The sequence below is a fragment of the Serratia sp. AS12 genome (genome assembly GCF_000214195.1).
Lineage (GTDB): Bacteria > Pseudomonadota > Gammaproteobacteria > Enterobacterales > Enterobacteriaceae > Serratia > Serratia plymuthica.
This window is the reverse complement of the sequence record NC_015566.1, coordinates 3,002,318-3,027,508: the sequence shown is the minus strand read 5'-3', so window position 1 is coordinate 3,027,508 and position 25,191 is coordinate 3,002,318. Positions and strand designations below refer to the sequence as shown.

General features: G+C 52.7%; 33 protein-coding genes. 22 read left to right on the top strand and 11 right to left on the bottom strand.

Annotated features, from left to right (window positions below; all coding sequences use genetic code 11):
- Positions 1-46: 46 nt before the first annotated feature.
- The 10 genes from SERAS12_RS14170 to SERAS12_RS14130 all read right to left on the bottom strand — a co-directional run bounded on the left by SERAS12_RS14170 (position 47) and on the right by SERAS12_RS14130 (position 7,626).
- Positions 47-1,582, bottom strand: a complete 1,536-nt coding sequence (locus SERAS12_RS14170; RefSeq protein WP_013813305.1) for a SpoVR family protein — start codon at positions 1,580-1,582, stop codon at positions 47-49.
- Positions 1,583-1,719: 137 nt separating this feature from the next.
- A complete protein-coding gene (locus SERAS12_RS14165; RefSeq protein WP_013813304.1) occupies positions 1,720-2,775 on the bottom strand; it encodes a tyrosine-type recombinase/integrase in 1,056 nt (351 codons plus the stop codon).
- A complete protein-coding gene (locus SERAS12_RS25680; RefSeq protein ID WP_013813303.1) occupies positions 2,717-2,983 on the bottom strand; it encodes an excisionase in 267 nt (88 codons plus the stop codon). Before SERAS12_RS25680 ends, SERAS12_RS14165 begins: the two co-directional genes overlap by 59 nt.
- On the bottom strand, positions 2,949-3,149 hold the full coding sequence (locus SERAS12_RS26635) for a hypothetical protein (protein WP_013813302.1): 201 nt from the start codon (positions 3,147-3,149) through the stop codon (positions 2,949-2,951). Before SERAS12_RS26635 ends, SERAS12_RS25680 begins: the two co-directional genes overlap by 35 nt.
- A 49-nt stretch (positions 3,150-3,198) precedes the next feature.
- On the bottom strand, positions 3,199-3,375 hold the full coding sequence (locus SERAS12_RS26470) for a hypothetical protein (RefSeq protein ID WP_013813301.1): 177 nt from the start codon (positions 3,373-3,375) through the stop codon (positions 3,199-3,201).
- Between the two features lie 41 nt (positions 3,376-3,416).
- Entirely contained in the window at positions 3,417-3,974 is a 558-nt protein-coding gene (locus SERAS12_RS14150) for a siphovirus Gp157 family protein (RefSeq protein WP_013813300.1), read from the bottom strand.
- Positions 3,971-6,142, bottom strand: a complete 2,172-nt coding sequence (locus SERAS12_RS14145; protein WP_013813299.1) for a hypothetical protein — start codon at positions 6,140-6,142, stop codon at positions 3,971-3,973. The genes SERAS12_RS14150 and SERAS12_RS14145 overlap by 4 nt, the downstream gene beginning before the upstream one ends.
- A 50-nt stretch (positions 6,143-6,192) precedes the next feature.
- The gene (locus SERAS12_RS14140) at positions 6,193-6,471 is read right to left on the bottom strand and encodes a hypothetical protein (RefSeq protein WP_013813298.1); all 279 of its coding nucleotides are present in this window, start codon (positions 6,469-6,471) and stop codon (positions 6,193-6,195) included.
- Between the two features lie 10 nt (positions 6,472-6,481).
- Positions 6,482-6,796: a hypothetical protein gene (locus SERAS12_RS14135; protein ID WP_013813297.1), complete on the bottom strand. Its 315-nt coding sequence runs from the start codon at positions 6,794-6,796 to the stop codon at positions 6,482-6,484.
- Positions 6,797-7,239: 443 nt separating this feature from the next.
- A complete protein-coding gene (locus SERAS12_RS14130; protein ID WP_013813295.1) occupies positions 7,240-7,626 on the bottom strand; it encodes a helix-turn-helix domain-containing protein in 387 nt (128 codons plus the stop codon).
- Between the two features lie 80 nt (positions 7,627-7,706).
- Here SERAS12_RS14130 and SERAS12_RS14125 point away from each other — a divergent pair, with 80 nt between their 5' ends.
- From SERAS12_RS14125 to SERAS12_RS14025, 20 genes are all read left to right on the top strand, one after another.
- The gene (locus tag SERAS12_RS14125) at positions 7,707-7,913 is read left to right on the top strand and encodes a Cro/CI family transcriptional regulator (RefSeq protein ID WP_041416161.1); all 207 of its coding nucleotides are present in this window, start codon (positions 7,707-7,709) and stop codon (positions 7,911-7,913) included.
- Positions 7,914-7,975: 62 nt separating this feature from the next.
- A complete protein-coding gene (locus SERAS12_RS14120) occupies positions 7,976-8,428 on the top strand; it encodes a toxin YdaT family protein (RefSeq protein ID WP_013813294.1) in 453 nt (150 codons plus the stop codon).
- Positions 8,429-8,454: 26 nt separating this feature from the next.
- On the top strand, positions 8,455-8,673 hold the full coding sequence (locus SERAS12_RS14115) for a hypothetical protein (RefSeq protein WP_013813293.1): 219 nt from the start codon (positions 8,455-8,457) through the stop codon (positions 8,671-8,673).
- Positions 8,674-8,675: 2 nt separating this feature from the next.
- Positions 8,676-9,035 carry an HNH endonuclease gene (locus SERAS12_RS14110; protein ID WP_041416160.1) on the top strand — a complete coding sequence of 120 codons (360 nt, stop codon included), beginning with the start codon at positions 8,676-8,678 and terminating at the stop codon, positions 9,033-9,035.
- Positions 9,032-9,838, top strand: coding sequence for a hypothetical protein (locus tag SERAS12_RS14105; protein WP_013813292.1), 807 nt, complete (start codon positions 9,032-9,034; stop codon positions 9,836-9,838). Before SERAS12_RS14110 ends, SERAS12_RS14105 begins: the two co-directional genes overlap by 4 nt.
- Positions 9,835-11,208, top strand: a complete 1,374-nt coding sequence (locus tag SERAS12_RS14100) for a replicative DNA helicase (protein ID WP_013813291.1) — start codon at positions 9,835-9,837, stop codon at positions 11,206-11,208. The genes SERAS12_RS14105 and SERAS12_RS14100 overlap by 4 nt, the downstream gene beginning before the upstream one ends.
- Positions 11,209-11,252: 44 nt before the next feature.
- Positions 11,253-11,675: a hypothetical protein gene (locus SERAS12_RS14095; protein WP_013813290.1), complete on the top strand. Its 423-nt coding sequence runs from the start codon at positions 11,253-11,255 to the stop codon at positions 11,673-11,675.
- A 3-nt stretch (positions 11,676-11,678) separates the two neighbouring features.
- The gene (locus SERAS12_RS14090) at positions 11,679-11,924 is read left to right on the top strand and encodes a hypothetical protein (protein ID WP_013813289.1); all 246 of its coding nucleotides are present in this window, start codon (positions 11,679-11,681) and stop codon (positions 11,922-11,924) included.
- Positions 11,925-12,030: 106 nt separating this feature from the next.
- Positions 12,031-12,855 carry a DNA adenine methylase gene (locus tag SERAS12_RS14085; protein WP_013813287.1) on the top strand — a complete coding sequence of 275 codons (825 nt, stop codon included), beginning with the start codon at positions 12,031-12,033 and terminating at the stop codon, positions 12,853-12,855.
- On the top strand, positions 12,852-15,143 hold the full coding sequence (locus SERAS12_RS14080) for a DNA cytosine methyltransferase (protein WP_013813286.1): 2,292 nt from the start codon (positions 12,852-12,854) through the stop codon (positions 15,141-15,143). Before SERAS12_RS14085 ends, SERAS12_RS14080 begins: the two co-directional genes overlap by 4 nt.
- Positions 15,144-15,312: 169 nt before the next feature.
- Positions 15,313-15,732: a DUF2513 domain-containing protein gene (locus tag SERAS12_RS14075; RefSeq protein ID WP_013813285.1), complete on the top strand. Its 420-nt coding sequence runs from the start codon at positions 15,313-15,315 to the stop codon at positions 15,730-15,732.
- Between the two features lie 378 nt (positions 15,733-16,110).
- Complete coding sequence (locus SERAS12_RS14070; protein ID WP_013813284.1) at positions 16,111-16,704, top strand: DUF1367 family protein; 594 nt, start codon at positions 16,111-16,113, stop codon at positions 16,702-16,704.
- Complete coding sequence (locus SERAS12_RS25670) at positions 16,701-16,988, top strand: DUF1364 domain-containing protein (RefSeq protein ID WP_013813283.1); 288 nt, start codon at positions 16,701-16,703, stop codon at positions 16,986-16,988. Before SERAS12_RS14070 ends, SERAS12_RS25670 begins: the two co-directional genes overlap by 4 nt.
- Positions 16,985-17,485, top strand: a complete 501-nt coding sequence (locus SERAS12_RS14060) for an antiterminator Q family protein (RefSeq protein WP_013813282.1) — start codon at positions 16,985-16,987, stop codon at positions 17,483-17,485. Before SERAS12_RS25670 ends, SERAS12_RS14060 begins: the two co-directional genes overlap by 4 nt.
- Before the next feature lie 155 nt (positions 17,486-17,640).
- Positions 17,641-18,483 carry a hypothetical protein gene (locus tag SERAS12_RS14055; RefSeq protein WP_013813281.1) on the top strand — a complete coding sequence of 281 codons (843 nt, stop codon included), beginning with the start codon at positions 17,641-17,643 and terminating at the stop codon, positions 18,481-18,483.
- Positions 18,484-18,581: 98 nt separating this feature from the next.
- Positions 18,582-18,911 carry a phage holin, lambda family gene (locus tag SERAS12_RS14050; RefSeq protein WP_013813280.1) on the top strand — a complete coding sequence of 110 codons (330 nt, stop codon included), beginning with the start codon at positions 18,582-18,584 and terminating at the stop codon, positions 18,909-18,911.
- 3 nt (positions 18,912-18,914) lie between these two features.
- Positions 18,915-19,553, top strand: coding sequence for a glycoside hydrolase family 19 protein (locus SERAS12_RS14045; RefSeq protein WP_013813279.1), 639 nt, complete (start codon positions 18,915-18,917; stop codon positions 19,551-19,553).
- On the top strand, positions 19,535-19,939 hold the full coding sequence (locus SERAS12_RS14040) for a DUF2570 domain-containing protein (protein WP_013813278.1): 405 nt from the start codon (positions 19,535-19,537) through the stop codon (positions 19,937-19,939). Before SERAS12_RS14045 ends, SERAS12_RS14040 begins: the two co-directional genes overlap by 19 nt.
- Positions 19,940-20,189: 250 nt before the next feature.
- Entirely contained in the window at positions 20,190-20,555 is a 366-nt protein-coding gene (locus SERAS12_RS14030) for a hypothetical protein (protein WP_239440935.1), read from the top strand.
- A 140-nt stretch (positions 20,556-20,695) separates the two neighbouring features.
- Positions 20,696-21,706: a terminase small subunit gene (locus SERAS12_RS14025; protein WP_013813276.1), complete on the top strand. Its 1,011-nt coding sequence runs from the start codon at positions 20,696-20,698 to the stop codon at positions 21,704-21,706.
- 34 nt (positions 21,707-21,740) lie between these two features.
- Here the strand turns inward: SERAS12_RS14025 and SERAS12_RS25660 are convergent, their stop codons facing one another.
- Positions 21,741-21,968, bottom strand: coding sequence for a hypothetical protein (locus SERAS12_RS25660; protein WP_013813275.1), 228 nt, complete (start codon positions 21,966-21,968; stop codon positions 21,741-21,743).
- A 123-nt stretch (positions 21,969-22,091) separates the two neighbouring features.
- Here SERAS12_RS25660 and SERAS12_RS14020 point away from each other — a divergent pair, with 123 nt between their 5' ends.
- Together SERAS12_RS14020 and SERAS12_RS14015 are read left to right on the top strand one after the other, a co-directional pair.
- Complete coding sequence (locus SERAS12_RS14020; RefSeq protein WP_013813274.1) at positions 22,092-23,714, top strand: hypothetical protein; 1,623 nt, start codon at positions 22,092-22,094, stop codon at positions 23,712-23,714.
- Positions 23,714-25,180: a DUF1073 domain-containing protein gene (locus SERAS12_RS14015; RefSeq protein ID WP_013813273.1), complete on the top strand. Its 1,467-nt coding sequence runs from the start codon at positions 23,714-23,716 to the stop codon at positions 25,178-25,180. Before SERAS12_RS14020 ends, SERAS12_RS14015 begins: the two co-directional genes overlap by 1 nt.
- The last annotated feature ends 11 nt before the right edge of the window (positions 25,181-25,191 follow it).

Below are 25,191 nucleotides of genomic sequence, written 5' to 3'. Positions count from 1 at the left end.
AAGTGGCGCCCCTTTGTTATTATGGAAACTGAGTCATTAAGCAAACTTACAGTGGCGTCGGGCGTGGTGGGCAACGATCCAACAACTCGACGCTGCCGTCTTCGTTCTGTTGTTCGAGAATAATGTCGAAGCCCCACAGGCGATGCAGATGTTTCATCACTTCGCGACGGCTCTTGTCCAGCGGCGCGCGATCTTGCGGGATGTAGCGCAGCGTCAACGAACGATCACCGCGTAAATCCACATTCCAAATCTGAATGTTAGGTTCATGGTTGCTCAGGTTATATTGCGCAGACAGCTCTTGGCGAATCGCCCGGTAACCGGCTTCATCATGAATAGCCGCAATTTCCAGGTAGTTATTGCGATCGTCATCCAACACGGTGAACAGCCGAAAATCACGCATGATCTTGGGTGACAGAAACTGGCTGATAAAGCTCTCATCCTTGAAGTCGCGCATGGCGAAATGCAAAGTTTCCAGCCAGTCTTTACCGGCGATATCTGGGAACCAGTAACGATCTTCTTCCGTCGGCGATTGGCAAATGCGCTTGATGTCCTGGAACATGGCAAAGCCCAGCGCATAAGGGTTGATGCCGTTGTAGTACGGGCTGTTGTAAGGCGGCTGGTACACCACGTTAGTGTGGCTGTGCAGGAATTCCAGCATGAAACGCTCGGTGACCCGGCCTTCGTCGTACAGGTGATTGAGAATGGTATAGTGCCAGAATGTCGCCCAGCCTTCGTTCATCACCTGGGTCTGTTTCTGCGGATAGAAATACTGGCTCACTTTGCGCACGATGCGCAGAACCTCACGCTGCCAAGGCTCAAGCAGTGGCGCATTTTTTTCCATAAAGTAGAGAATGTTTTCCTGAGGTTCGCTCGGATAGCGGCGGGCCTGTTCAGGCGCCTCTTCGCGTTCGACCCGTGGCAGGGTTTTCCACAGCGTATTTACCTGGCTTTGCAGGTACTCCTCACGGCTTTTCTGTCGCGCTTTTTCTTCTATCAGTGAAATTTTCTGCGGCCGTTTGTAACGGTCCACGCCGTAGTTCATCAGCGCATGGCAGGAGTCGAGCAGTTTTTCTACTTCCTCAACGCCGTAACGCTCTTCGCACTGGCTGATGTAATGGCGGGCGAACAGCAGGTAGTCGACGATCGAGCTGGCGTCGGTCCAACTGCGGAACAGGTAATTATTTTTGAAGAAGGAGTTGTGCCCATAGCAGGCATGCGCCATCACCAGGGCCTGCATGGTGATGGTATTTTCTTCCATCAGATAGGCGATGCAGGGGTTGGAGTTGATAACGATTTCATAAGCCAGGCCCTGTTGCCCATGCTTATAGCGCTGCTCGGTTTCAATGAATTTTTTACCGAATGACCAATGGGTATAGTTAATCGGCATGCCCACGCTCGAATAGGCGTCCATCATCTGCTCTGAGGTGATAACCTCGATCTGATGCGGGTAGGTGTCGAGCTTGTAATGTTTGGCTACGCGATCGATGTGCTCCAGATACACCTGCAGCAGCTCGAACGTCCAGTCCGGTCCATCGCTCAGACGCTTATCTTCCTTGACCTTATCATGTGTTGAAGTAGTCATCAGCGCACCCTCGTTATTACGGACCTTGCTCGAACGGCAGACCCTGTATCAATCATAGTTCATGTAATAATAAACCGTTTTAAATCAGTGAAATAAAAACGACAGGTCACAATAAGTCGAAATTCAGTCAAAATCAGTTATACATCAACCCAGTGATTACCGCGATCATCCTGGTATTTTGCCGTCATTTCTGCGGACTTATGACCGAGCAAACGCTGAGCAAAATTCCCCTCTTTCTCTTTCGAGTATAGTCTTGCCGATAGGCTGCGCAACTCATGAAATGACGGTGGTTGTTCCCAGTCCAGGCCTGAGTCTTTGCGAGATTTAGTGAACCCCATCGAGATAGTGCTGGGGGATAGGGCACTGCGCAGGTGGCTGGCCAGCACGTTTTCGCAATCCCCATATGCTGCTTTACAGCACGCCAGAACGTCCTCAAGTTTTAAGTCTGCGGCCTCAAGTTCGAGGCTGACTGGGATCGCCAGCCTTGAGGCTGTTTTTTGTTGAACAACCCACAATTTTCCGTCATGAACATCTGACCATTTCATGCTGCTGATATCGCTGACGCGTTGGCCAGTAATCAATGCTAAGTCCATGCTTAAACCAACCCATGGTGCTTGTTTGTTGGCTGCTTCTCGGATCTTAAAATATTCATCCAGTTTAAGGCGTTCGCGCTGCACCTCTGCTTTTGGGTTACGAGTGGCATCTACAGGGTTTGTTTGAATATGCCCGTCGGCGATGGCCTCCTTAAAAATATCTACGAGTGAGGCGCGTAATGCTTTAGCCCTCATGTTTTTCCCTTGCTTAACGTATGCGTTGATAAATTCCGCAATATCTTTTGTGGTGATGACGTTGATTTCAACGTTAGCGAATCCGTTTGTTATGGCTCGGATCCTGTTGCGGTAGTCTTCGAGGGTTTTTTCTTTTAAACCTCGAGCCGTGATAATTTCATCATAACGAGCCAGCCAATCATGGAACGTCACACACGCCTTGCCGTTGATCCTATCTACCAAACGAGACGCTGAGTCCATCAGTTGCAGGTTGGCTTCAATCGCCTGGTTTATCGCGTCCCGCTTTATCCGGCCTAACCCGTACTCTTTTCCCGTTCGTGGGTCGCGGTAGCAGTAATAGCCGCCGTTACGAGCGTACAGGTTTGGTGGCAGGTCGCGCCTTGCGTGGTTTCGGTTCCGGGCCATTGGTGATTCTCGTCAGTAACGTTTTGATCGGGGCGCGCTGATTCTGCGGGTCAATTTTGACCGCCCGTTCATCAAAAAGGTATTCGCGGCCATCCAGTTCGGGGGCGGGGTAGATCTTCCCGGCCCGTATCCATCGGCGCACAGTTTCATGGCTACGCGGACGTGGGAGCCGGTTATTCCACTCCCCCAGGGTCAATTTGTTGGGCATGGTCTTTCCTCGGTTTCATTAGTTGGGCTATAGCGTCGTCGGTCATACGACAAGCCCGGGTTATATCGTCATCGCTGAGCGTCTTTTTCCTGACGCTGGCGGATAGCCGGCCGATCTTGATATCGAAATCAGAGAGTAGGCGGGCGCCTGGTTGCCATCGTTGCATTGCTGTTCCTCGTTGTGTGGTTTCCAGCAATGCTAACGATGACGAGGTGTTATTTCTGATTAGGCGGAATTGGTTTTTTAAACGCTTCCTTTTCTCGCGTTAGCCGTACACTCTGCGGAAAGTGAAAAGCCAGTTCGCCACGGCTTTCGGCCTCAATGATCCCTGTAGTCCCGTCGGGGAAAGTCACGTGAATGGCGTCGCCTTTGGCCAGGTACATTCTCAGCATGGTGAATCCTCAGTATTAGCCCCGCTGCCGGGGCCGGTTGATTACCGCACCTGCAGCGAACGCTCACCGATCTCGATGTGCGCGCCGGGTACCGGGTTGAGTAATTCCGCCGGTGGTTCTTCGCCGCGAGCGAGGATTTCCGCCGCCGCCGCTTCCGCCTCTTCAATTCGTGCCTTAATGGCCTTTTTGTCGGGCGTCACGGTGGTGGAAACATTCACCAATTCATCAGGCAGCAGGCTTTCGTTATCAATCTCCACACTGGCGACACCTTTGCGCGCAGTAAAAGTGTTGATCGTGGTCTTAATGGTATCCTGCCCACTTGCCAGCAAGCAGCTCAACACGTACTTACGGATCGACTTGGCGCGGTTGTCGAAAGACTTTTTACGATCGGTCAGGCGTTTAATTTCCTCTCCGACAGTGTTACCCAAACCCTCCAAATTTCGCACGTGCACAAAAGCGGCATCCAGCTTGTCACCCAGAGCGCCTTCGATACCTTCAAGCGTGTCGGCGATCATTTCCGGCGTTAGGTCGTCGGATGTTTCAATCAGCTGCTGAAACTTGGCGTAATCAGCGGCTAATGCAATGGCGTTTACGCTCATGATGCTTTCTCCTCGTTGGACAGGGTGGCAACGCGTTCATCTTTCAGTGCGGTCAGGCGGCGCAGTCGGCCAGCCAGGTATTGGACGTGTTCTTTATCACCCTTGGCGTCCGCAGCCTTGCGGTGCGCTTCAATTTCGCGGGCGATCGAGGTGTGAATCTTGTTTGCTTCGTTGACAGTTACCGCGCCTTTGAGCGTTTCCGCGACCTTGGTCATGTGCTCATCCAGCTCTTCACGCATGCGGGTCACGCCTTCGGCTTTTTCACTGGCATTCTTGAGTGCGAATTCCGCTTCGTTCTCTTGGCGATACGTCAGATCGTCATACAGGCCAAGGAACACGTCGGCGGAGAAGCCAAGCTGTGAGAGGGCTTTTTTGGTGGCATCAGTGAGGGATTTTTTCGGCGCTTCGCCGTCGCTGATCGGCCCATTCTTGCTCTTGTAAACGTATGGCGTGCAGCCGTAAGCGAACACTTCGCCAGTCTTACCTTCGTGCTTGTACCAGAGTCGGATTTTTGCCGTGTGGTTTACTTCGGACAGATAGCCGCCAGCACCATTTGGAATAATCTCTTGAATAAAGCTTCCGTCCTGCTGCTTCACCGAACGCATGATCGGGGCGCCGTCGTCGAAGCGTTCTTCGATAATTTCTACCCCCCAGCCGGTGCCCTGCGGACCGAATACCTTCGTGGCCTGCATCACCATGTAGATGCCATTGATCGAGGTACCGCCGCCGTTATTGCTGAAAGCCTTGGTAAACTTGGCATCGGTTTTATAAACACGATTCCAAATCCTAAGATTGTCCCGATCCTCTGCGGGCTGTTCGGCGATTGTCTGTTCAACCTGTGCGGCACGCTGTTGGAAATCGTCGGCTTTAAGCTGATTTACCAGCGCTTCGGCGCGGTCGGCGTTCTCTTCTGCCTGCTGCAGCTGGGAGGATTTTTCCTCTGGCGCATTGGCATAGACGCTGTAACCCATCTGATCCAGCTGCTGTTTGGCTTCCTGCGCTGTCGAATCGGTAACTTGCGGCTGGGTTACTTCCTGTTTTTCACCATGATTTGAGGCGTTAGCCGTTGCTGGCGCTGGGTTTTCCTGACGTGCATCAGCGCCGGTCAAGCCGTCAATCGAGAAGCGGCCGCCGCCGAGGTTTTCTACCTCGACACTTTTCGTGGTTTGCTGGCCATAGTTCGCCAACTCAGCGCATGCCGGATGGCCAGCAAGACGCGTTTTCACAAAGTGCAGGCGCTCTTCGTCGTTATTTACCAATTTGAGATTTTTCAGTCCCTCGGAAACGATCGCGTGTCGGGTATCAGTTTCAACATTCAAAATGCCGATGATCACCCGTAGAGATTTATCCCAGGCACGCCAGACTGAATCACGTGACGCGATGATCTCTTTTGCGTTCTTCACGTCTGTCGCCTTGGCTGCGGCAGGGTTAACGCCCATGATCGATAAAGCTGTATGCATGCTGAGGGTGTTGTAATCCGGCACGCCCCCAGTATTTTCGGTGCTGGTGCTGGTGCTGGTGCTGGTGCTGGTGCTGGTGCTGGCCAGCGTCAGGTTTTCCCGTTCGCCTGGCTTATCTACCCACGCCTGAGCAAAGGCAGTTGTGTCAGCCTGTGATGGCATAGTCTCGCCAGCGCACTGGAAGAGGGCTGAGATCAATCGACTAACGGCCTCAGGGGACATAGCACCGACGGCGGTCACAGATACAAGCCCATCGATCACCGCACGCATGCCGGTATCGTCTGGTGTTTCATCGTCGTTAATGAAATCGACCGCCATCGACAGCTGGCTGTTATCGATCTCAGCGTCGCCATACATCACCACTGCGGTGATCCGGACGTTGGCAGGCTGTGACATTAAATCTACTGGCCCAGCCGGGAATTCTGGCTCAGGCTCTTTCGGTGTCCACTTGCTGCCGTCGAAAACGTTCTCTGCAGCGAACTGTTCATCGAACTGGCCAACGGCTGGACGTGGGTTGCCAGTTTGATCTTCAACGGTCTTCGGGTTGAAGAAGTTGTCACCGCCCTCGGGGTAGGCTTCGAACAGCTTCCCTAACGCGATGCTTTCGGCTGCTCGTTTGCTTGGAGCCTCCAGCGCGATAACCAGCGCCACAGCGCCGTTTGTCAGAGCCTTTTTCTTTGGCTCAAAAAGTGAAATGTAGATAGGCATTATTGGTCTTTCCTCTGTGAAAATCGGCGCTGGTCAGGCGCCGGGGTGGGTTAAAACTTCTCGCGTGCAACGGCCTTCACGTTGTCGCAATACCAGCTGTACAGCTCATTCTGGCGAAGGCGCAGAGTGTCAGGCGTCGCCATCATTACGGCCATCAGCAGGCGGTCGCGGGTGTCGGCGGCAGTGCCGTCGATATGGGTGAACACCTCGATCGCCTCGTCGGAATAACCGTGTGTCGCAGCAGCTTCGAACTGGTCACGCTGTTCGGCTGCGTCATGGCGTTGCCACAGCGCCAGTTCAGCGCTCAGGTTGTGTGTTTCGATATCCATGACCGCGCCCTCAGAATGGGATTTCGTGGGCGTCGATAGGGCAGTGCTCAATGCATAGCAACTGCTGTACCTGATCATCGATCTCGGCGATACGCTTATAGGCCGCGTCAGTCAGTCGGACTTTTTCCAACTGCAGCGCTTCAACCTGTTTGCCGATGATGTCGATCGGTTCTGGCTGGTTAACATCGATATGGATTTGGCGAGTTTCCAGCAACACGTACCCACGGAAAGAGGACATATCAGCGGTGGTGACCGTGATGCCTTCACCGTTTGGGAAGGTGTTTGCATGGATAAACAGCGTGACGGGTATCTGTAGTGCTTTCATAGCGACTCCTGATATAATCGGAGCTGATCGACAGCTCATTGGGTTGTTGGTCTTTCCTCGATACAGGGTTGGTCCCCTGTATCACTCCCGGTTGCTTTGGTCGGCATCCGGGGTAAAAGAACCCACTTCGGTGGGTTTTTTTACGTCTGGTGGTTGCCGGTCTTTCCCGGTTGTCAGGCTGGTCATGCCGTTGGTCTTTCCTCGATTTGCTTTGTAAAAAATTGCCCCAAGGTTCGGGGCCAAATTTCACACAGCAATGGTCATTCAATTCTTTGCCGCGTATCGCCCGGCTGGCGGAACATTCTGAACAACTGCTGCAGGGTTAGTGCGCTGTTGATGGGAGTAATTTAGATAATTCTAACTTTATCGTCAATGAAAAATTAGATAAAACGAACAAAAAGGGTAATAAAAAACCCAACGCCATGAAAATGTTGGGTTAATTTTTATTTAGACTTGCGGGCCTGAAGCAACTCTTCAAACAGTCTGTTAAGTCCATCAACCTTATCCCGAAGAGAGGCAAGGTGGGATTCCTTCTCGGATTCAGGTAGAGACTTGAACAAATCGAGCAATTCATTTTCGCGCTCGTCGAGTTGACGCGGCAACTCCGTTGGCTCACCTGGTTGCTGATTTTCATCACCATAAAGAATCCATGTAGGAGAGCACTGTAGCGCCTTACTGAGGGCGAATAGGTTCTTCCCGCCAGGCTCACTGTCACCAGTTTCCCATTGTGAAATTGTGACGTGAGCAACCTGCACGTTCTTAGCAAGAGCGCGCTGGGTTAGTTTCAGTTCTTTTCTTCGCGCTCGAATGCGCTCGCCGGGTAATGTCATAGTTAGATTATTCTAAATTTTCTTGACTTCGTTATCTTGAACATCTAATTTGTTAGACAAATCTAACAAGAGGTGTCCGTATGTATACCGCAGATGCAATCGCATTTTTCAAAACAAAAGCGGGGCTGGCTGCTGCTGCTGGCGTAAAAAAACCAACTGTTTACGCATGGGGTGAGCTTGTTCCAGAAGGCCGAGCCGCTCGCCTTGATCGCATTACCAACGGTGCCTTGAAATATGATCCAGCGTTGTATCAGAACCGCGATGGAATCAACAAGGGTGCAGCTTAACAACCAACCCCACCGAAATCTGATTAAGTGAAATCGGTTTTCGAAGCGACAGGAGACGCGAAGTGGAACACATCGAAAAACTGAAAAATGAAATTACAGCCTGGGCGGCGGAGAGTGGTCAGGAACATGTGGCCATCGAGATCAGCCGCGCGTGGTTCCAGATCGGAGCTGACGGCGGCCGCGTGCGGCTTTACCCGATTGAAGATTCAGCCGGTACCGCTGATTGGCGTGCGATTAACACCAACCGGCAGGCGATTTTTCGCCACATGCGCAGCGACTCGAAAGCCGCCAGGGCAAAGGTGCAGGAACTGGCCGACGCGATGATCGCAGCCATGCCAGCAGAAAGGCGCGCACGATTGGATGGGCCCACGCCGCAATATTTGCTGTCAGTGGCCATTCGAGAATTTGCCGCGGCAATTATCGCAATTTTGCTTGGTGCCTGTGACACACCACAACGAATAGCCGGCGCATTAAGCGCCCTGCAGGAAACTCAGCGCCTGACCAGCGCCGCGTAAAAACGCTGTATCGAGGAAAGACCAATATGCAAACCGATCACATCACATATCGGAACGGCTGGCGCCTGAATGGCATGCCTGCTGACGCCGCAGATATCAAACCGATTTTCGAAGATCGCCAGGCTGCCGCACATGCAGTTTGGGAACAATACGAGCAGGGCAAGGCCGCGCTGCGTGATGAAAACTTATCGCCGGAGCAGTACCAGGACGCGTGCCGCCAGCTTGCAGATGGGCTGGGGATCTAATCATGACTACAAAATATTCCGCCATCAAAAAATCGAATGTTATGGCAAAAACCTCGGGGAAATGTGCCTATTGCGGTGTGTCTCTTAGTGGTGAGTCGCTAACAATCGATCATGTACTCCCAAAAAATCGCGGTGGTGACAACAGCGTATCGAACCTCCTTGCGAGCTGCCGTCCATGCAATACGGCTAAGGGAGCGAAGACCATGGAGCAATGGCGCCGTTTCTATGCAGTCAAATCAGTTACAGGTAAAACTATTTTTGGGCAGGAGCAAGTTGATTATTTATTCAAAAATGGGCTTTTCCCTGCGATTGGGGCCAGTGAGTCATTCCAGTTTTATTTCCAAACTGGGGGTGACCAGTGAGCCGCTTACTGATCAATGAAAATCCCTTGCAAGTATTGCCGACGCTGGCATGTGCAATTGGCCTTAACGAGGCCATAGTTTTGCAGCAGATCCATTATTGGATGAATATCTCTCAGAATTTTCACGACGGGCGTCGTTGGGTCTATAACAGCGTCCCGAGCTGGCAAGCACAATTCCCGTTTTGGAGTGGGTCAACTGTTAAACGTGCGTTGGCCAACTTAGAGAAATTGCAGATGGTCCATACTGCAAATTACAACAGTGATTCATGGGATAAAACAAAGTGGTATTCCGTTAATTATGAAGTGCTTGCAGCGATGGAATCAACCAAATATCCAGTGGACGATCGATTGGGTCAGATTGACCCTATCGAAGGTGCCAAGATGAGCCAAGGAGCGGGTCAAAATGACCTTACCCCTCGGGTCAAAATGACCTCATCTCCTACAGAGAATACAACAGAGACTACTACAGAGAATCCCCCTAACCCCCAAGAGGGGGATGACGCTGACGCGTCGGGTAAGCCTCCAAAAATTAAATATCAGGACGTGGCTGACGCCTACAACGAAATCCTCGGTGAACGTCTGCCGAAAGTGCAGGAGCTGAACGAAAAGCGCAAACGCCAAATCAAGCGCCTGCTGGGCGAGCTACATGAGCCAACCCTCGACGCGGTGAAGGCCTATTTCGAAACTTTCAGTGATGCTGCTGGGCCGTTTTACTTTGGCGACAACAATCGCAGCTGGCGTGCTGGGTTCGATTACCTGCTCCGCTCTGATGTGCTGGTGAAAACCCGAGAGGGGGCGCTATGACCCCGCAGGAGATGGAAGCCACTGTGCTGAGCGGCCTGCTGGTTGGCGGTGCCACCCCTGATGCACTGGACGTGATTGCCACCATGCCGGAAGAGGCATTCAGCATCCGTTTTCACCGCGAAACCTACAAAGAAATCAAAAAACAGGCGCTGACCCACGGTGTGATCGACGTCGTGCTGATCGGCGAATCGCTCGGCGGCGATAGCTTGGCATCTTTGGTAGAAATTAGCCGCATGCCCGGCACGCTGGCCAACCTGAAAGGCTTTGCGAGTCTGGCCACCAAAGGGTGGCGTAGCCGTCAGATGGCCGCATTGCTGCAGGAAGGTGCAGACGGTATCCGCAGCGCCAGAAACCAAGAGCAACGCGACACGGTGATCCAGGCGTCAGTAACCAAGCTGATCGAAATGACCGCCGACACGGGCGGGGTGGTGCCGGTGCATCTTGGCGAACTGCTGGGCGGCTACATGGATTTAATGGATCGCCGCATGAAGGGCGATGCCGAAATGCGCAACCTGTACAGCGGTATCGACGAGTTGGACGCCATCACCGGCGGATGGAACCCGCAGGATCTTATTGTGGTTGCTGGCCGTCCGGGCATGGGTAAAACCGAATTCGCGTTGAAGGTGATCGAGGGTGCCACGCGCAGCGGCGGTGGGGCGTTGATATTCAGCATGGAAATGGCTGCATTGCAGATGGTTGAGCGTTCAGTCGCGGGTGCCGGAAACCTGTCCGTCTCGAAGCTTCGCAAACCCGAATCACTGTGCGATGAAGATTGGGGCCGGATCCACTCGGCGCTCGAGGTACTGAACAACCGTGATATTTGGATTGTTGACGCCACAGACCTGACCGTTGACCAGATCCGCGCCATCACAGAAACCCATAAACGCCGCTATCCGCATCTGAGCGTGGTTATGGTCGATTACCTTGGCCTGATTGCCAAGCCAAAGGCAGAGCGTAATGACCTGGCCATGGGGCACATTTCCCGCAGCTTGAAAACCATGGCCATGCGCAGCAAAACGCCGGTGCTGGCACTGAGCCAGTTATCGCGAAAAGTTGATGACCGTCCAGTAACCGCCAGGCGTCCAACGATGTCAGACCTGAGTGAGTCAGGAAAAGTTGAGCAGGACGCCGACAGCATCGTTTTGCTGTACCGCGATGGTGTTTACAACCCGAACGGGCCAGCCGCACGCTTTGCGGAAATCATCGTAGGTAAAAACCGATTCGGGCCGGGCGGCACGATTTACCAGGAATTTAAAAATGGCCACTTCATCGCTGTCGATCAAGTGGTGGCGCAAGAATCCAGCCGTATGCAACAGGAGGCACAACAACCAAAACCGAAAGAACGACGTTACTCGAGCAAACCGTTTTAACCAGCGCCTGACCAGCGCTTGAACAAACAAACGAGGAAAGACCAATGACCAGTATCAACGAAATGATCCGCGATAAGCGTTTTGTTATGGATGACGGCTGTGACCACGGCCCGGCCATCATGGACAGAATCAACCAGGCAGCTCGCGCACGCTGTCGCGCCCCATACTGCCCACCGCCAAAACCCCAGCGCGTAGCTAAGCCAGTCGCTGAAATGGGGCCAATCGTCAAAATCGGTGACCGTATCAGTTATGGCCGCCGGGTAATGACTGGCGTCTACGAGCTGCAGCGCCTTGGACGCTCCCCCGAAATCATCGCCCTGATGCTCCGCATGCCCCTCGATCGAGTGGAGCACATCCTGAAGCCTCTAACGGCTGTACGCCGCGAGATACAGCAAAGGGTGCTCACAGCATCACTTCCGTCAGAAAAAGACGTCATGCGCCGTTTGGCTGCCGAATCGAGGGCATAAACGATGGCCGGGCAATCGGATTATCTTCCGCCCGGCCTGCCATTCAATCGAGGCCAGTGGCCGCAGGAATGCCGCGATTTAGAGCAGTACGACCTGCGCGCCAGCGGCCTGATCCGTGACCTGTACGCACGGAAGATCACCCGCACAAAGGTGCTGGTGGCGATTGAAGAAGCGCCGGAGCGGTACCGGGAACATTTCAAAGCGCGCCTGAATTACTGGCGCGAACGCAGAGAGGGGAAGGGGCAATGACAAAATTAAAAAGCTGGGTGGTGTGCAATCCGTTAAGGGCGCTGTTCTGGTCGCTCGTGATTTTCTGGGCAGCAGTTGCGGCTACCGTCGCTTTGGCGGTGTTGGTATGACCGAAATCAAATCACCGGCACTACGCTATCACGGTGCCAAGTTTCGCCTGGCGCCGTGGATTATCGAGCATCTGCCAGAGCACACCTGTTATGTGGAGCCTTTCGGCGGAGCTGCTGGCGTTCTGTTGCGAAAAAAACGGAGCTATTCAGAGGTATATAACGATCTCGATGGAGAGGTCGTGAACTTGTTCAAGGTGTTGCGCGACCCTACGAATAACGCTCGCTTGCGTACACTTTGCGCCTTGACACCGTACAGCCGCGCTGAATTCAACGCAGCTTACGAGCCAACAGAAAACCCGATCGAGAGAGCACGCCGGATGGTTGTTCGCGCCTGCATGGGTTTTGGTGGGGCCGCCGCTGTTGGGGGGCAGTCTGGGTTCAGAAGTGACAGCAAAAGGAAATATGCAACAGCCTCACACCTTTGGGCTAGTTACCCGGACAACCTGGCCGCCATCGGGCAAAGATTTAGTGGGGTAATTATCGAAAACAAGAACGCTGTTGACGTGATTAAAGCCCACGACTCAGAGACGACAGTGTTTTTTATCGACCCACCGTATCTGCCTGAAACCAGAGTTCAGGGCAATCGTTACTATCGTTTTGAAATGGATGAAACCGAACATCGCTCTCTACTGGATGCAATTTTAGAAGTCAGTGGAATGGTTTTGATTTCTGGCTATGACAGCGAACTTTATAACGAAATGCTTTCTGGGTGGAGGAAAGAGGTGAAAGGGGCACGAATCAGTGCGGGAAGAGGCACAAAAGTTAGAACTGAATGCCTATGGATCAGCCCGAACAGCCGGAAAGCGGGGTGTGTAGCATGAGCATTTGGCCTACAGAAGTTCAGCAGTGCGCATCGTCCGTACTGCCGGTTCATGCGCTGAATGGTGATGAACAGCAGGAAGTCCTACAGCACATTAATCAGATGTTCCTGAACCGCGTCAGTCCGCAGGAAATCCAGAAAACGGCGCATGCCTGGGCGCGCCAGAAACAGATCGTGGATTTTCGCCCCGATGCTGTGGAAAACGGCCTGGTGGTGGTCGGGTTCGCCGGCGGCGGTGGCAGCTGCGAGGGCATCAAGCAGGCGCTGGGTTTTGAACCGCACATCGCGATGAACCACAACCCGGTGGCTATGGCTATGCACGCCGTGAACCACCCGCGAACGTTGCACTACCCGGAAGATATTTTCAGCGTTGATCCGAAAATATCCACTGGCGGTCTGCCGGTGCTGCTGGGCTGGTTCTCGCCAGACTGTCGCCACTTTTCAAAAGCGAAGGGGGGCACGCCAGTCAAGAAAGAGATCCGCGGGCTGGCGTGGGTGGTGCTGCGCTGGGCGCTGGCGGTGCGGCCGCGTTACCTGATGTTGGAAAACGTGGAGGAATTCCGCTCATGGGGACCGCTGAAAGCCGATAAGAAGGGCAATTTATACCCAGACCCGGCGTACACCGGCGCAACTTTCCGCGCGTTCATTGGCATGCTGAGCGATGGCGTTGCGGCAGACTGCCCGGCGCTGGCCGAGGCCTGCGAATTCCTGCAAATTGATATCCACAGCGACGACGCCCGTCGCCTGGTTGCCGGGCTGGGCTACAACGTCGATCACAAAGAGCTGCGAGCCTGCGACTATGGCGCCCCTACTATCCGCAAACGTCTGTTTGTCGTCAGCCGTTGCGATGGCGAAGCTGTTGTATGGCCTGACCCATCCCACGGCGCACCGGAAAGTGCCGATGTGCTGGCGGGCCAACTACAGCCATATCGCACCGCCGCTGAGTGCATAGACTGGTCAATCCCGACGCGCAGTATCATGGGCAGGAAGAAGCCGCTGGCGGACAACACGCTGCGGCGCATCGTTAAAGGGTTGAAACGCTACGTTATCGACTGTCCGGATCCATATATCGTGCAGATCGGGCAGACAGGTTTTGGCGGCGATGGCCGGCAGTACGCAACCGGAACGCCGTTGACCACGGTCACTAGCAAGGCGGAACACCTGCTGATTGAGCCATTCGCTGTGAAATGCAATCACACGTCAAGCCGTACCAAATACGACTGCTTCCGGGGACAGTCCGGCCGCCTGCCGCTGCAGACGGTTACGCAAACCCACGGTTTCGCGGTGGCAGCACCAGTGGTAGTTCGCCAGTTTGGGAATAGCACAGGAAACCGCGCTGATGCGCCTGTAGGCACAATCATGCCAGGCGGTGGCGGCAAAACTCAACTGGCCAGCGCGGTGCTGGTGGGTGCCGGCGGTCCGACCTATTCCGGCAAGCCGCGCAGCATCGCCTCGCCGATGGCAACTATCCCGACCGAGTCCCATACCGCGCTGGCGTCCGCATCGCTGATTCAGATGGGTTATGGCGAGCGGAAAGGGCAGGCGCCGCGCATATTGAATATTCGCGCGCCGCTGGGAACCGTCGTTGCTGGTGGCATCAAGCATGCCGTCGTCGCGGCCAACCTGATCAAGCACTACGGCGGAAACTACACCGGCGCTGGGTTGGGAATGGACGAGCCAGCGCACACGGTGACGCAGGTCGATCACCATGCGCTTTGTACATCGCACCTGGTGCAGCTGCGCGGTACATGCAAAGACGGAAGACCAACGAACGCGCCAGCGCCAACCCTGACAGCCGGCGGCAATCACATTGGCCATGTGACCGCCTATCTGCAGAAATACTATGGCAATGAGAAAGATGGGATAGACGTAGACGCACCGATGCACACGGTGCCAACGCATGACCGGTTCGGGCTTACGGAAGTGAAATGCGAACCAACGCTGATCACCGACGACCAGCGTTATAACGCCTGGTGCTGCGCGCGGCTCATGGACGTATTCAGCGATGAGCCGGATGATAGCAATCTGTTCCCAACACCGCGCCCGCAGTTTATACAGGTCGGCGAATACATGGTGGTCGATATTTGCATGCGGATGCTGGAACCGCGCGAGCTATATAACGCCAACGGCTTCCCGCGCAGCTACATCATCGACAAGGACATCGATGGCACTCGTTGGCCGAAGTCTGAACAGGTGGCGCGTTGTGGTAACTCGGTACCGCCGCCGTTTGCTGAGGCGCTGGTAAGGGCAAACATGCCTGAGTATTGCGTTTGGAAGATGGCTGCGTAACCGAGAGCGAGCTTCTCAAAAATTGCTGTTTTGGGATATAACTTAAAAAAAGCCTCAATAAATTAACTTGTTGAATTAATTTAAAAATAGGTTATATCCCGCAATCAGATTAAAAATTAAGTGCTAAATTTAAGTGGAGTCAAAGAAAAAAATACACAGAGGAAATAGCATGAGAATAAACCAAGAATATATCAAAAATTTGCTGTTGGCTTTTGAGGATAACCCCGGGCCAGAAACCGATATTAATGAACTTGCAGATCAAGGATTTGATTACAACACAGATGAATTTATTTTCCACATTCGGCTTCTTTACGAGCAGGGTATGATTGCTCGGGCTGACGGTGGTAGTGGATTTGGTTTATACGCTCGAGCGGACGATGGGTATTCATGGGGTGAAATGCCACTTCGGTTAACGACTTCGGGTCATGAATTCATTACCAACCTTAGACAAAAGGAGGTTTGGGAAACGGTGAAAACGGAATTCAAAGATGTGGCCAGCATCCAGTCATTGATTGGTATTGCGAAAAGCTTGGCCACAGGTTTTGCCAAGAAAAAAATCAAAGATTTGACGGGATTCGATGCTGACTAAAAAACCTCTCCACTTGGCGGTTTTTTTGTTTGAGGCGTGACACAAAACCAGTGACTGTTTATTTGTACAGTGCTTTGGTTTAATAAACTCGCAGCACACAATAAAGAGACAGTTAATTGATTGATATTAAAGATTTACTTAAATCACTTCCCAGCACCGGACGAATTGTAATTACTTGCGATAACGGCGTCATAGCTGGCACTCGCATCGTTAAGGAAAACGAGCACATAGCATCATTTAACGCGTTGATTGATTTGGCAAAATCCGCCGGTTATTCGATTGTAAGACCCGATGGAAACGCGCTATAATTAATGGGCTGGACTGAACACCCAGCCCATTCAAATTCTGAACAACTGCTGCGCCACCGGAGAACACCCAATGGCGCAGTATTCATATATCAAAACAGCAGGCGATATGCTGGTACCCGCAACCCGGGATGCCAGGGACTTCTTGCGATCCAAAAAGGTCGGTTCCGTTCTTTACGCCGACTTCAAACAGGCACGCAATCCGGCTTTTCACCGCAAGCTTTTCTCGCTTCTGAACCTCGGCTTCGATTACTGGCAGCCCACGGGCGGTGCCATATCTCCGGCAGATAAGGCGCTGGTGAATGGATACGTCAAATTCCTGGCTTACTACGCAGGTAGCGAAGAGGCTTTACAGGCGGCCGTTGATGAATATCTAGCAGATGTCGCAGAGAAACGCGCCGGAAATATCAGCGCCGCAAAATCCTTCGAAGCGTTCCGCGCCTGGGTAACTATTCAGGCCGGTTTCTACGTCGAATTCATCATGCCAGATGGCACCACCCGCAAAGAACCCAAGTCGATCTCGTTCGCGAAGATGGACGATATCGAGTTCGGCGAGTTTTACAAAGCCGTGCTCGATGTGCTCTGGAACTACATCCTATTCCGCACATTCCCCGATCAACAATCCGCAGAAAACGCAGCTGCCCAGCTTATGGGGTATGCATCGTGAGCAAATTAACAAAAGAAGCCCGTGGCCGCGACTGCCAAATACGGATCCCTGGGTTTTGTAATTTCAACCCAGAAACCACCGTATTAACACATTACCGCATGGCGGGAACCTGTGGCACAGGGATTAAGCCCGACGATGTGCAGGCAGCATGGGGATGTAGCGAGTGCCATGATGCCTGCGATGGGCGAACCAAAACCGAATATAGCCGCGAGGAGCTTCGTCTTTTTCACGCCGAAGGAGTTTTTCGCACACAGGCCATTTTGCGCAAGGAGGGCAAGCTATGAATGCTGACGGCCTGAAACTGACGGAAGAACAAGAGGCTTGGCTACATCCTTGGCTGGAGCGGTGGGGCGCATGGGTTTATACAGGGCGACTGGAACGCCGACAGAGCAGTATCATCGCAGAGTACATGGCAACGGTTGAGCCGAGTAATTATCCAGAGCGCCCAATCTGCAACGATGACGACGGTATGCTGATCACCCGCGTTGTGGACAAACTGCATGCCATCGATCGCCGAGCGTTTGGCTTACTGCTGAGCCGTTACGTACATGGCTCATCTGATAGGGCGCTCGCAAACTACTACCATGCTGTAGCAAAGCCCCGGCAGATGGCCCGTCGGTGTGGAGCGCCAGCCTATCGTAAGCCGTCACACCGAACCTGCAGGCGGGAAGTGGTTGAAATACTGTGTGCAGCAGAATATTTGTTGTATCAGCCTTTGCAAGATGCGTTTATCGATCGCGAACAGGAGCGAAAAAAGAAGAAATTGATGCGAACGTGTTGACATCTTTGGTCCAATGGTCCAGTATTTCGATATACGCTGCCATTTATGTATGCGTGACCAGACAAGAACCCGCCACTGAGCGGGTTTTTTGTTACTACATTTAAATTTCTGATTTATGATATTCATCATGCTTTCAAATGAAATGGATGATGGTAATGACAGATGGCGATGTTACTCATGCTGATATAAGCAAAGAGGATTTTTATTTAGCGCTCAGAAGTCTTGATATTGCTGTTAGTGAGGCTAAAGCAGTGAGTCAAGCTGTGGGCGTGCGCTATATGGAAGAAAATGAAGCTTACAAGGCTTGGTCAACATATATATTCATGCGAATTTGCGTAAATGCTGGAATTATGATTGGCAACGTTCCTGGTTCTCGATGGGGAAAAAGAGATTATGAGCTTTGGGATTTGTCGTTGGTAGCGCCCTATGTTAGAGCAATAATCGAAGCAAGGTTGCTATTTTATTATATTTCAAAAAAACCAACTTCAGAAAATGAATGGCGAGCTAAATTGAATGTTATGCATATGAATGATTGCATAAAAAGGCTAGAGTTAATGGCTGATTCTGATGGAGGGGGCGAGTTCTATGAGGAACAAAGAGAACAAATTTCTGAAAGATTAATTAATAATGAATATTTTAATACATTAGATGCTGGAACGCGTAAGCGATGCTTGGCGGGTAAGGCAATGATGCTCCAGACTCGTGATGAAATCTTAAGCGAGTTAGGGGAGGATATTAAAGAATTTAAAGTTTATTTCGATTTCTTGTCACATTATACCCATATATTGCCAATGTCATACTACAGGGCTGAGCCAAATGGTAGAGGGACAGGGTGTTTTAATGATGTGGATTTTGGCTACATTTGGCTTGCTATGAAAGTAGCTACTGAAGCACTTTCTCATTGCACGGATATTATGTGTGAATTATTTCCGGATACGCAAAAGTCCCGGAAAGGTTTGAAGTCGAAATTTAGTCCGAGCCCAAAACAAAGAAAATAAGCAACCCTAAATACCAATCAATCCGAAACCCGCTATGCGGGTTTTTTTATATTTATCACCCGTGAACGGGAGAACCCCGATAGGGGGAGGACATGAAAATGCCTGATAAAAACCCCGACTTATGGGTGCAACTGATCGCATGGCTTGCAGCTCACAAAGAGGGCGGCGGTTATGCGGCTACCGCTGCGCTTATGGCGTTGCTACGAAGCGCCTACGTTGGCCGCGATGGCTGGGCTCGCCGGCTCATCGATGCCGCCATGTGCGCATTAGCCGCCTATTTCATTAAGGACTGCCTGACCGCCATAGGTTGGGATTCCAAGTATGCCTATCTCGGCAGCATGTTTATCGGTTATGCCGGTGTCGACTATTTCGGAAATTTGTTGCGTCGCATCATGAATAACCGTACCGGTTCCCCAACTCAGGAATAATTCATGACAAAAGACCAATTCAAAGAGGCGGCCGGTATTGGCGCCGGACTGGCCGCGCGCTGGTTTCCGCATCTGGAAACAACCTTCACTGAATTCGGAATCACTTCTCCGATGGAACAGGCGATGTTTATCGCTCAGGTGGGGCATGAATCGGCAGGTTTTACCGCTACTGCGGAATCATTCAACTACAGCGTTGATGGCCTGATCGCCACATTCGGCCCCAAATCGAAAGCCAAGCGGCTGACGGCGGAGCAATGCAAAATGCTGGGGCGCCAGCGCGGCGAATCGGTGGTGCCGGTGAATCGCCAGGCGGCGATCGCCAATCTGGTTTACGGCTCCCGCCTGGGTAACAAAGGGCCGAGCGACGGCTGGAAATATCGTGGGCGTGGACTGATACAGATTACAGGGCTGGATAATTACCGAGCCTGCAGCGCCGGCGTCAAAACCGATCTGCTTCTGGTACCCGAACTACTGGAAAGGGACGAATATGCGATGCGCTCCGCAGGCTGGTTCTGGACTTCAAGGAAGTACGGCCAGTACGCAGGCGATGTTGAACGGGTAACGCTACTGATTAACGGCGGAAAGAATGGGCTGGCAGACCGCCAAGAACGATTTGAGCGGGCATGCCTGGCATTCCAATGAATTGGTTCCCACTGCCTAACGGCAAAGCGTTACTGGTGGCCGCAGTTCTCGGGCTGTACACATGGCTCGCCCTCAGCAACCTGGGTTACCGCAAAGATTTAGCACGGGCACAACAGGTAGCGGAAGAGCAGAAAAAGACGCTTGACCGGCAGGCTGGGCTTATTGTCACGCTGCAGACACAGGACGCACAGAACCGTGCGCTGATGGCGGCTCAGCTGCAGCAAGAACAGCAACTACGCCAGCAGCACGATGCCGCTCAGAGGAAATTACGTGATGCACTTAAAAATGACGCCTGCGCTGCTAAGCGGATGCCTGGCGCTGTGCTTGAGCTCCTGCGCCCGGCCAACAGCGCCACCATCGGTGCCGCTGTTCCTTCTTCCCCTTGAATCCGTATTCACCCCATGCGAGCAACCGCAACTGGTCGGCGACACATGGGGTGACGCCGTTAGCTATACGCTGGCACTTCAAACCTCACTGCAAATTTGTGCCGGCAGAATTGCCACGCTGAACGCCTGGCGCTTTAGGTTAGGAAAAAATTAACTTTTCTCAGCGGCGGTGCATATGGAATTTCTTTTGTTTTTTAGATACCGTAACTTGTTGTAATTTTAAACGTCACGACGATTACACAAGGATACGATGGAAATGAAAATCATAGGCATAGATAGTGACAGAAGCAGTACTGATGAAGGGATGGGTGAGCGTTATCTAGAGCTTGATAATCATCCGCCTCGTGATTGGTTGCCGTTCTTCGAACAGACCCATAAGAATTATTTTTCAATGTCTAAAAGACGGGCGAGAATTGAGGGTAACTATCTTGTTGTTAATTGCCCTCTCGTTGAATTGCAAAGTCAAATTAATGCATTGAAAGAGCAGCTCGTTATGGCTACACGGAATTATGAAGAGCATATTCTTCAGGAAAAAATAGTTCTAGATGCGCAAGAAACAGCATTAAAAGAGCAAGAAAAGAAAGCTCAAGATGTCTTTAAGAAGTTAGACTTTTGAGACAAAGCCGCCTCCGGGCGGTTTTTTATTGCCCATCACAGAGCGCCCACCTGGACGCTGCGTAATGCGCAAAGCAAAGTCACCGAATCTACCCGGCTCGCTGTGGGGTAGAGGCTGGTGGCTTTTTTATGGAGAACGCTATGTCAAAACCGGAAGAAAGCGGCCTTGAGCGCGATTACTGTGCCGGCCAGCTCTCTCTCCGTGAGATGGCAGAGATATACGGCATCAGTGAAGGGGCTATCAGGAAGCGCGCCAAAAAGCATGGCTGGGTACGCAGTGAAAAGACTGGTACGCAGGTACGCAAAAACGGTACGCAAAAAGGAAAGGTGTGCACCAGTCCTGAAACCAACACAGAAGTACCCACCCCGGACAATGAAATCATTCCGTATGTCGATTACGGGGATGACGAGGAGCCAGGGTTAGACCCGCACAAATATGGGCTCAACGATATGCAGTGGCGGTTCGTGAATGAGTACCTCATCGACCTGAACAGGACCGCGGCATACAAACGGGCAGGCGGGAAGGGCGAAGGCAACACGGCCTACGTCAGCGCAAGCCGGATGTATAGAAACGCTAAGGTGAGCCGCGCTATCAGCGACGCGCTGGAAGCCCGTGAACGACGGACGCAGATAACCCAAGATGCAGTCCTGAAAATGTGGTGGGATATCGCCACAGCTGACGTAAACCAGATTACAGAATATCGCCGGCTATGCTGCCGCCATTGCTGGGGTTTCGGCTTTCAGTACCAGTGGCGGGATGCCGTGGAGTACGAAGAGGCGGCTGAGAAAGCTAAGACAGCCAAGAAGCCGGCACCTCGAGACAACGGCGGTTATGGGTTCGACGCTACGCTGGATCCGAACCCTGATTGCCCACGATGCAACGGCGCAGGAGAGGGGCGCGCTCATTTCCACGACACTCGTGATCTGAAGGGCGCAGCTCGCCGCCTGTTCGCTGGTATCAAAGAGGGCAAGTTCGGAATTGAGGTAATCACCCGCAATCAGGATGACGCGCTGAAGATGGTTGCGCAGCACCTGGGTATGGTGAAGAACAAGACGGAATTGAGTGGCCCGGACGGTGGCCCTGTTAAAACCGAGAGCGTCAACATGACGACAGAAGAGGCGGCGGAGTTTTATCGTAAAATGATGGGGTAAACAGGGGGTGTTTAACACCCCCGTACATTTGAAATTAGCAGGCACCGTTACAACACACGTTACTTGCCCCACAACAGCAACAGGCTCCGGCAAATGCTGCCCCAGGATTTTTTGATAGTTCAAACGATTTCATATACAGCCCTGAAAATCCTTGTTTTTCCAAAACCTCATTAAACCCTTGCATTAACTCATCAAGAGCCAGGGATACTTTTCTTGCAGTTTCTTCTTCTTCAGGTGTCGGTTTGTAGGTTTCATCAGACATATAGAATCTCCAGATATCGGGATGCAATATTTTCTTTGGTTTAGGCAAATTAAATATAGCTGAAAAAGTGAGCACTTCGGGTTGAGTGAAAATTTACTTTGAAGTCTTTTTAAGGTTGCAATCATGCCAATCCCATTCCCGTTCGACTTCAAAAAACCAGATTACACCCAGGTGTTCGAATGGCGGATGGAGCGCCTACAGCGCATCAGAGCAAACCCGGAATCACTGCCGGCTATTCGTGAGTTCTACCGCACCAACCCGGCCCAGTTCATCATCGACTGGGGGATGACCACTGACCCCCGCAACATCGACTACGGCCTGCCGGTGACCATTCCGTTTCTGCTGTTCCCGAAACAGGAGGAGTGGATCCACTGGATAATGGACCGCCGGGAAAAGATGGAGAACGGCATTACAGAAAAGAGCCGCGAGATGGGGCTCAGTTGGACGGCGATCGGCCTGGCCTGCTCGTTGTGTCTGTTCAACAAAGAAATGGTGATTGGTTTCGGCTCCCGTAAAGAGGAGTACGTGGACAGCACCGGCGACCCGAAGGCGCTGTTCTGGAAGGCACGCAAATTCGTTGAAACGCTGCCGGTAGAGTTTCGCGGCAGCTGGAACGAAAAGAAACACGCTCCTTACATGCGCGTTGAATTCCCCGATACGGGCGCTGTAATCAAGGGCGAGGCTGGCGACAACATCGGGCGCGGTGACCGCACCACGCTTTACCTGGTGGATGAGGCGGCGTTCTTGCAGCGCCCGCTGCTGATTGATGCTGCCCTGTCGCAAACCACGCGCTGCCGCATTGACCTGAGTTCGGTGAACGGCATGGCTAACCCCTTCGCCCAGAAGCGTCACAGCGGGAGAATCCCGGTGTTCACGTTTCATTGGCGCAGTGACCCACGCAAGGATGATGCCTGGTATCGCAAAGAATGCGACAAGATCGATAACCCGGTGGTGGTAGCGCAGGAACTCGACCTCAACTATAGCGCCTCCGCTGAGGGCGTGCTGATCCCGTCAGACTGGGTGCAAGCCGCCGTCGATGCACACATCAAGCTTGGCATACAACCAACCGGTAAACGTCTGGGTGCGATGGACGTGGCTGACGAGGGTAAGGACAAAAACGCATTTTCAACCCGCCACGGTTTCCTGCTGGAGAACGTCCGCGAGTGGTCTGGTGTCGGCAGTGACATTTACCAATCCGTCGAAAAGGTTTTTGGTTACTGCGAGTCCGACAGCGTCGAAGAATTTCGATTCGATGAGGACGGGCTGGGGGCCGGTGTTCGCGGTGACGCACGCGCTATCAACGAACTGCGTAAAGCCGCCCGCCGGCCGTCGATTCTTGCCACCCCATTCCGGGGCAGTGGTGCAGTGTTCGATCCCGATGATGAAGCCGTGCGCGGTGACAACGGGCAGGCGGCGCGATTGAATAAGGATTTCTTTGCCAACGCCAAAGCACAAAGCTGGTGGCGACTGCGCAAGCTGTTCCAAAACACCTATCGTGCAGTGGTCGAGAAGATGCCTTATGACCCTGACGAGATCATCTCCATCAGCAGCAACATGGAGAGCAAAGACAAACTCATTATCGAACTTTCACAGCCGACCTACTCCATTAACGGGGTGGGGAAAATCGTCGTGGATAAACAGCCTGACGGCACCAAGTCACCTAACCTGGCCGACTCGGTGATGATCAGTTACGCGCCAATGAATTCAGCCCTGAATATCTGGGAGCTGCTAGGGAGACAGGCCTGATGGCACGAAATAAAGCAACCACGAAGAGGACGGCGCAGGCGACAGCTGACGGCTACGAAAACTTTGTGGCCCGTGTTGGGATGCAGACCTCTAACCAGCACTCAGCATCAGCCTACAGGCCGAACTTCACCAGCCGCAACCGCATGATGGTTGAATGGTCTTATCGCTCGTCGTGGGTGATTGGTGAAGCGGTGGACGCCATCCCTGATGATATGACCCGCAAGGGCATTCGCATCACGTCAGAAATCGATGCAAAAGACCGCGGCATTATTGAGTCGCAGCTGGACGAGATGCAGATCTGGGATGCACTGAACGATGTGCTGAAATGGTCGCGACTCTACGGCGGCGCGGTCGGCTTCATCATGATAGAGGGGCAGGCACCTTTCACCCCTCTGCGGCTGGAGACGATTGGAGAGGGCAAGTTTAAAGGCATTCTCCCGCTGGACCGTTGGATGATTAACCCGGTGCTGACCCGGCGCATCAAAGAGATGGGGCCAGATCTCGGTAAACCTGAGTTCTACGACGTGGTGACCACAGGCGCGGGAATTCCTGCCTGGCGTATCCATCACAGCCGCCTGATCCGCTTTGACGGCGTGACGCTGCCTTACCAGCAGAAAATCACCGAGAACGAGTGGGGGATGTCGGTTGTAGAGCGCATCTGGGACAGGCTGACAGCTTTCGATAGCGCCACTGTCGGCGCAGCGCAGTTGATCTATAAAGCGCACCTGCGCACTTATAGCGTGGAGAAACTTCGGGAACTCATCGCGCTGGGTGGCCCCGCATTCGAGGCATTGCTGAAAAACATCGACCTGATCCGTCAGTTCCAGAGCAACGAAGGTATGACGCTCATGGATACCAAGGATAAGTTCGAAACTCATCAGTATAGTTTCAGCGGGCTGGATGACGTTATTTCGCAGTTTGCTGAACAGATCAGTGGCGCTGTCGGTATCCCATTGGTGCGCCTGTTCGGACAGTCACCGAAAGGATTCTCAACTGGCGACGCTGACCTTGCCAACTACTACGACCGCGTCAGCTCGTTGCAAGAGCGCCGCCTGCGCCTGCCGTTGCGGAGAGTGCTGGATATCATGCACCGATCTGAGCTTGGCAAGCCATTGCCGGAAGATTTCACCTTTGAGTTCAACCCGCTCTGGCAGATGTCCGACGTTGACCGCTCGACAGTGGCGGTGAACACCGTTACCGCCATCAGCACCGCGCTGGCTGACGGGTTGATGACACCAAAGGCTGCGATGACTGATTTGCGCGAAAACTCTGACGTCACCGGCATCGGCGCATCGATCACCGATGAGGATATTGAAAATGCGCAGTCGCAGTATGAGGAGCCTGAACTTGAAACCGGCCCTGCGCCGGCGTTCAGAAATCCAGTATCAGAAAAGCCTACTGGGGATAGTGAGTCAAATAAATCAGATCGTAACTGGTTCTTACGATGGTTCCCAGACAAGCGCTAACACTGTTTCCG